The following is a 6115-nucleotide window of genomic DNA, read 5'->3' on the forward strand; positions in this document are numbered from 1 at the left end:
CCGTCGACGATCGCCGCCCCGTACCGCATCCCGCTTCGGTCAGAGGTGCACGCGCCACCGCGCCGGACGGGACGTCATCCGGTCGGAGCCGCCAGCGGACCGCCGTCGACGGTCGTCAGGTACTCGGCGAAGACCGGCGCCGGGTCGATGCCGCTCGCGGCCGCGTCGACCAGCGCCCGCCGGACCAGGGCGAGGACGACGGTGGCCAGGACGGCCGCCCGGTGCGGGGACATGCGGTCGAGCCCCATCCGCTCCGCGAGGAACGGCGTCAGCTCCTCCTCGCCGTCGTGCAGCGACTGCGCCCAGACGGCGCGCATCGCCGAGGTCTCGGTGAGCAGGGGGATCAGCCGGAGGGTGCGGTCGAGGTGGGGACCGGAGGCCGCCGCGGCGAAGGCGTGACCGAGCGCCGCGTTCAGCGGCTCGGCGGCCGGGCGCTCGAGGAGGGCGCGTCCCATCGCGGCGATCGCGGCGGCGAGCACCGGGCGCACGCAGTCCTCCTTCCCGCCGAGGTACCGGTGGAAGGTCCGGAGGGAGACGCCGGCCGCGTGGGCGAGCTCGCCCGTGCCGACCCCGACGACGCTCCCGCGCTCGAGCAGACGGGCGACGCAGCGCTCCGAGAGCGCCAGCGCCAGGACGCCGCCGGGCGCGCTCACGCGATCCTCCTCAGTGCTGCGGCGAGGGCGGCCGCGAGGTCGCCGCGACCGACGACCTCGACGGCGTCGAGGCCCTGCCAGGCCGCCGCCTCGACCAGCAGCGCGGCGAGCTGCTCCGGCGTGTCGGCCGGGGCCCCCGGCTCGAGCCAGGCGGCCTGCACGAGGAGGACCCGGCGCTTGCGCTCGCTCTTGAGGTCGACCCGTGCAGCGATCACGTCGTCGAGGAGCACGGGGAGGACGTAGTAGCCGTGGACCCGCTGCTCGGCCGGAGTGTAGATCTCGATCCGGTAGTGGAAGCCGAAGAACAGCTCGGCCCTCGGCCGGTGCCAGACCACGGGGTCGAACGGCGAGAGGAGCGCGTCCGCCCGGAGCGTGCGGGGGCGTCGGGCGTCGACGTGCCGCCAGAGCGGCACGGGACGCCCACCCCGCTCCCAGCCGCGCACCTCGACGCGCTCGAGCTCGCCCGCCTCGACCAGCTCGTCGATCGCGACGCGCGTGGGGGACTGGAGCAGCCGGTGGTAATCGGCCAGGTCGCCGAGGGTGCCGATCCCATGGGCCCGGGCCGCCCGGCGCACGAGCTCGCGGACGGCGTCGGGGAGGGGCACGTCGGCATCGAGCACCGCGCTCGGGAGGAGCCGCTCGGCGAGACCGTAGGAGCGCTCGAAGCGCGTGCGCCCCGCCGTCACCACCTCGCCCCAGCGGAACAGGACCTCGAGGCCGCGCTTGATGTCGGACCAGCCCCACCAGGGGCCCGTGCGGACGTTGGCCTCGTGCTCGATCTCGGAGGCGCGGAGGGGACCGTCGGCGAGCGCGGAGCGGAGCCAGTCGAGGGTGGCGCGGTTCTCGTGGGCCCAGCCCTCGTGCTCGGGCAGGCGGACCCGGCGGTAGTGCTCCATCCGCCAGCGGTAGAGCGGGAGGTCCTCGCGGCGGACGAGGGCGGCCTCGTGGGCCCAGTACTCGACGTAGGAGCCGTCGGGGGAGAAGGCCGCGGCGTCGAGGAGGGAGCGCTCGTAGGGGCCGAGCCGCGCGAGCAGCGGCAGGTAGTGGCTCCGCTCGAAGACGTTCACCGAGTCGAGCTGGAGCGGGCGGATCCCGTCCACGGCGGCGCGCACCCGGCGCCCGTCGACCCGGGAGGGACGGGGGACGCCGAACCCCTGCGCCGCCAGGGCGATGCGGCGCGCCAGCGCGGGGGAGAGCTGCTCGGTCATGGTCCGCCCACGCTAGCGAACGCCCCCGACATCGCCGTCTCCGATTCGGCCCCCGGCGTTCGCCCGGCATTCACCGCCGCGCTCCCTCGCCGTCTCGCGGCGCTCCTACCGTTCCCGAGGCCGTCCCACCGGGGCGGCCCACCCGACTCCTGGAGGACCCTTGACCATTCAGCGCCTGTCGCGCACCGCCGCGGTCGCCGCCGCCGGCACCGCCCTCGTCTTCACGCTCTCGGCCTGCTCCGGCGGCGCCACCGCCTCGTCCGACGGCGGCGGCGCGGACGCGGCGTCCGCCACATCCGCCGCGGACCTCGGCGGGCTGGACGCCCTGGTCGAGGCCGCGAAGGCCGAGGGCGAGCTCAACGTCATCGCCCTGCCCGACACCTGGGCGAACTACGGCGAGCTGATCAGCGGCTTCGAGGACGAGTACGGCATCACCGTGAACTCCGCCGACCCCGACGTCTCCTCCGCGGAGGAGATCAGCACGGCGGAGAACCTCGCCGGGCAGGACACCGCTCCCGACGTGTTCGACCTGGGGCCGGCCGTCGCTCTGGCGAACACGGACATGTTCGCGCCGTACAAGGTCGAGTCCTGGGACGACATCCCCGAGGGGAACAAGGAGGAGTCGGGCCTCTGGGTGAACGACTACACCGGCCTGATGTCGATCGGGTTCGACGCGGCCGCGGTGCCTGCGCCCACGTCGCTCGAGGACCTCCTCGGCGCCGACTACCGCGGCTCGGTCGCGATCAACGGCGACCCGACCCAGGCGGGAGCCGCCGCGGCCGCAGTGCAGCTCGCGGCTCTCCAGTCCGGCGGCTCCGCCGACGACGTCCAGGCGGGGATCGACTTCTTCGAGAAGCTGAACGACGCCGGCAACTTCCTGCCGCTGGACCCGACCGACGCCACCATCGCCTCGGGCGAGACCCCGGTCGTCTTCGACTGGAGCTACAACAACCTCGCCGCCGGGAAGGCGAACGAGGGCACCCGCGAGTGGACGACGACCGTCCTCCCGGGCTCCGCCGTCGGCAGCTACTACAACCAGGCGGTCAACGCCGACGCTCCGCACCCGGCGGCCGCGCGGCTCTGGCAGGAGTACCTCTACTCCGACGCCGCGCAGAACCTCTACCTCGCCGCCGGCGCCTACCCGGTGCGCCTGGCCGCGATGACCGAGGCCGGCACTGTCGACCAGGACGCGCTCGACGCCGTCGGCGCCGCTCCCTCCGACCTCGTCCAGTTCACGGAGGAGCAGACCGAGGCGGCCTCGTCGCTCCTCGCCGAGAAGTGGGCCGCGGCGATCCAGTGACCACCGCTCCCGCCGAGGCCGTCTCCGGGGCGTCCGCGCCCCGGGGACGGCGCGGCACCCCGGCCGTGCTGGGCGTCGCCCCCTTCGCGCTCTACGTCCTGCTGTTCCTGGCCGTCCCCACGGTCCTCGCAGTGGCGACCGGATTCACGGACGGAGACGGCCGCTTCGCCACGGCGAACGTGCTGGCGCTCGGGGATCCCGTCGTGCTGTCCGCCTTCGGCGCGTCGCTCGGGCTCTCGGCCGTGACCGCCGTCGTCGGCGCGGTGCTGGGCGCGGTCGTGTGCCTGGCCCTGCTCGGCTCCGATCCGCGCGGGGCGCTCCGAACCGTCGTCGATGCGGCGGCGAGCGTCCTCGCGCAGTTCGGCGGTGTGATGCTCGCGTTCGCCTTCATCGCGACGATCGGCGTGCAGGGGCTGGTGACCACCCTCCTCGCGGGAGCGGGCGTCGACCTGTACGCCGACGGCGTGTGGCTCTACCAGCTGCCCGGGCTCGTCCTGCCCTACCTCTACTTCCAGGTGCCCCTGATGGTGCTCACGTTCCTGCCCGCGCTCGAGGGTCTGCGCCCGGAGTGGGCCGAGGCGAACGCGGTGCTCGGCGGGGGCCGGCTCGGCTACTGGCTGCACGTCGCCCTCCCGGTGCTGGCGCCGTCGTTCCTCGGCTGCGTGCTGCTGCTGTTCGCGAACGCGTTCTCCTCCTTCGCCACCGCGGCGGCGCTGATCAGCCAGGGCGCGCAGATCGTCCCGCTGCAGATCCGCGCCGCGCTGGTCAGCGAGACGGTGCTGGGCCGCGAGAACTTCGCGGGCACCCTCGCGCTCGGGATGCTCGCGGTGATGGTGGTCCTGATGTCCGGGTACGCGCTGCTGCAGCGCCGGGCCCGGCGGTGGCAGCGATGAGGCCCGCGCGGCTCCTGTCCGGGGCGGTGCTCGTGATCACCGGGCTGGTGTTCGCCGTTCCGATCGTCGCGATGGCGGAGTTCACGCTCCGCGGCGCCGGCGGCCACGACCTCTCGCACTGGACGGCGATCCTCGACCCGGAGAACGAGCGCGCCTACCGCTCGCTGTTCCAGGGGATCGGAAACTCGCTGGTCCTCGCCGTCGTCACCGCCCTCATCGTCCTGGTCCTGCTGGTGCCGACGATGCTGCTCGTCGAGATCCGGCTCCCGCGCCTGCGCCGGGCTCTGGAGCTGGTCTGCCTGCTCCCGCTGACCGTGCCCGCCATCGTCCTCGTCGTCGGCCTCGCGCCGGTCTACTCCGTGGTCACCCGGCTCGCCGGCTCCGCGCCGTGGACGCTCGCTCTCGCCTACGGGGTGCTGGTCCTGCCCTACGCCTACCGCGCCGTGGCGGCGGACCTCGCCGGTCTCGACGCCGTGACGCTCTTGGAGGCGGCCCGCTCGCTCGGCGCGGGCCCGCTCGCGGTGCTCGGGAGGGTCCTCCTGCCGAACCTGCGCCGGGGCCTGGTCGCGGCCGCGCTGATCACCGTCGCAGTCGTTCTCGGCGAGTACACGATCGCCTCGCTCCTCAGCCGCACCACCCTCCAGACCGGCCTGGTGCAGGTGTCGAAGTCCGACGCCTACGTCGCCGTGATCTTCTCGCTGCTCTCGCTCCTCTTCGCCTTCGCCCTCCTGCTCGGGATCGGCCGCCTCGCGCGGATCGGCCTGCCGACGGGCCGGGCGCGCTCCTCGAAAGGCTCCTCGTGACCGCTCCCACCCTCCCCGGCGCCCGCGTGCGCTTCGTCGACGTGGAGCGGCACTACGGCTCCGCGCGAGCGCTCGACGGCGTCTCGTTCGACGTGGCCCCGGGTGAGTTCATCGCGCTGCTCGGCCCCTCCGGCTGCGGCAAGACCACAGCCCTGCGCGCCCTCAGCGGTCTCGAGCGGATCGACGCGGGGCGGATCCTCGTCGACGAGGAGGACGTCGCCCACGTCCCCGTCGCGAAGCGCGACATGGGCATGGTCTTCCAGTCGTACTCGCTCTTCCCGCACCTCCGGGCGCGCGAGAACGTCGAGTTCGGGCTGCGCACCCGGGGAGTCGGGGCGCGCGAGCGCCGGGCGGCCGCGGGGGAGGCGCTGGAGGTCGTGGGCCTCGGCGCCCTCGGCGACCGCTACGCGCACGAGCTCTCCGGCGGCCAGCAGCAGCGGGTGGCGCTCGCGCGCGCCCTCGTCACGCGGCCGCGGGTGCTGCTGCTGGACGAGCCTCTGTCGGCACTGGACGCGAAGGTCCGCGTCCAGCTGCGCGACGAGATCAAGCGCCTGCAGTCCGAGATCGGCATCACCACGTTCTTCGTCACGCACGATCAGGAGGAGGCGCTCGCCGTCGCCGACCGCGTCGCGGTGATGAACGCCGGGCGGATCGAGCAGCTGGGTGCACCGGAGGACCTCTACGCGCGCCCGGCGACCGCCTTCACGGCCCGCTTCGTCGGCCTCTCGACGGTGGTCGCGGGGACGGTCTCGTCGGGATCGGTCCTCGCGCTCGGTGTGCGCCTGCCGCTCGTCGACGCGGCGGCGGCCGACGGGCCCGTGTCGGTGTTCCTCCGCCCCGAGGACCTCGCCGTCGTGGCCGACGGCGCTCCCGACTCCCTGCCCGGAGTCGTCCTCGCCTCGAGCTTCCTGGGGCCGGTGCGGCGCTCGACAGTCCGGCTGTCGACGGGCGAGGAGGTCACCGTCCAGCACGCGTCGGGGCACCGCCTCGAGCCGGGGGAGCGGGTCGGCGTGCTGCCCGCGCGGCGCCCGGTCGCCGTCGGTCCGGCACCGGAGCAGGCGGCGGTCGGCGCCGCCGCATGAGCACTCCCCGGGGATACCGCGCGGGGTATGCGCCGGGGCCTAGTCTGGGCAGATGAGACTCGGCAGGTCCCGCCGCACCTCCGGCCCGCGCGGTATCCCCGGGGAGTGCTCATGCGGCGGCGCCGACCGCCGCCTGCTCCGGTGCCGGACCGACGGCGACCGGGCGCCGCGCGGGC

General features: G+C 74.6%; 6 protein-coding genes. 4 read left to right on the forward strand and 2 right to left on the reverse strand.

Annotated features, from left to right (window positions below; genetic code table 11):
• Nucleotides 1-74: 74 nt before the first annotated feature.
• Nucleotides 75-653 carry a TetR/AcrR family transcriptional regulator gene (locus C5C56_RS02950; RefSeq protein WP_104319080.1) on the reverse strand — a complete coding sequence of 193 codons (579 nt, stop codon included), beginning with the start codon at nucleotides 651-653 and terminating at the stop codon, nucleotides 75-77.
• Nucleotides 650-1861 carry a winged helix-turn-helix domain-containing protein gene (locus C5C56_RS02955; RefSeq protein WP_104319081.1) on the reverse strand — a complete coding sequence of 404 codons (1212 nt, stop codon included), beginning with the start codon at nucleotides 1859-1861 and terminating at the stop codon, nucleotides 650-652. The genes C5C56_RS02950 and C5C56_RS02955 overlap by 4 nt, the downstream gene beginning before the upstream one ends.
• Before the next feature lie 160 nt (nucleotides 1862-2021).
• Here C5C56_RS02955 and C5C56_RS02960 point away from each other — a divergent pair, with 160 nt between their 5' ends.
• From C5C56_RS02960 to C5C56_RS02975, 4 genes are read left to right on the forward strand one after another with little or no spacing between them, the layout of a single operon-like run.
• The gene (locus tag C5C56_RS02960) at nucleotides 2022-3161 is read left to right on the forward strand and encodes an ABC transporter substrate-binding protein (protein ID WP_104283387.1); all 1140 of its coding nucleotides are present in this window, start codon (nucleotides 2022-2024) and stop codon (nucleotides 3159-3161) included.
• A complete protein-coding gene (locus C5C56_RS02965; protein ID WP_104319087.1) occupies nucleotides 3158-4054 on the forward strand; it encodes an ABC transporter permease subunit in 897 nt (298 codons plus the stop codon). The genes C5C56_RS02960 and C5C56_RS02965 overlap by 4 nt, the downstream gene beginning before the upstream one ends.
• Nucleotides 4051-4857, forward strand: a complete 807-nt coding sequence (locus tag C5C56_RS02970; RefSeq protein ID WP_104319082.1) for an ABC transporter permease — start codon at nucleotides 4051-4053, stop codon at nucleotides 4855-4857. The genes C5C56_RS02965 and C5C56_RS02970 overlap by 4 nt, the downstream gene beginning before the upstream one ends.
• Nucleotides 4854-5939, forward strand: coding sequence for an ABC transporter ATP-binding protein (locus C5C56_RS02975; RefSeq protein ID WP_104249531.1), 1086 nt, complete (start codon nucleotides 4854-4856; stop codon nucleotides 5937-5939). The genes C5C56_RS02970 and C5C56_RS02975 overlap by 4 nt, the downstream gene beginning before the upstream one ends.
• Nucleotides 5940-6115 lie beyond the last annotated feature (176 nt).

It is taken from the genome of Rathayibacter sp. AY1D1 (assembly GCF_002932635.1).
Lineage (GTDB): Bacteria > Actinomycetota > Actinomycetes > Actinomycetales > Microbacteriaceae > Rathayibacter.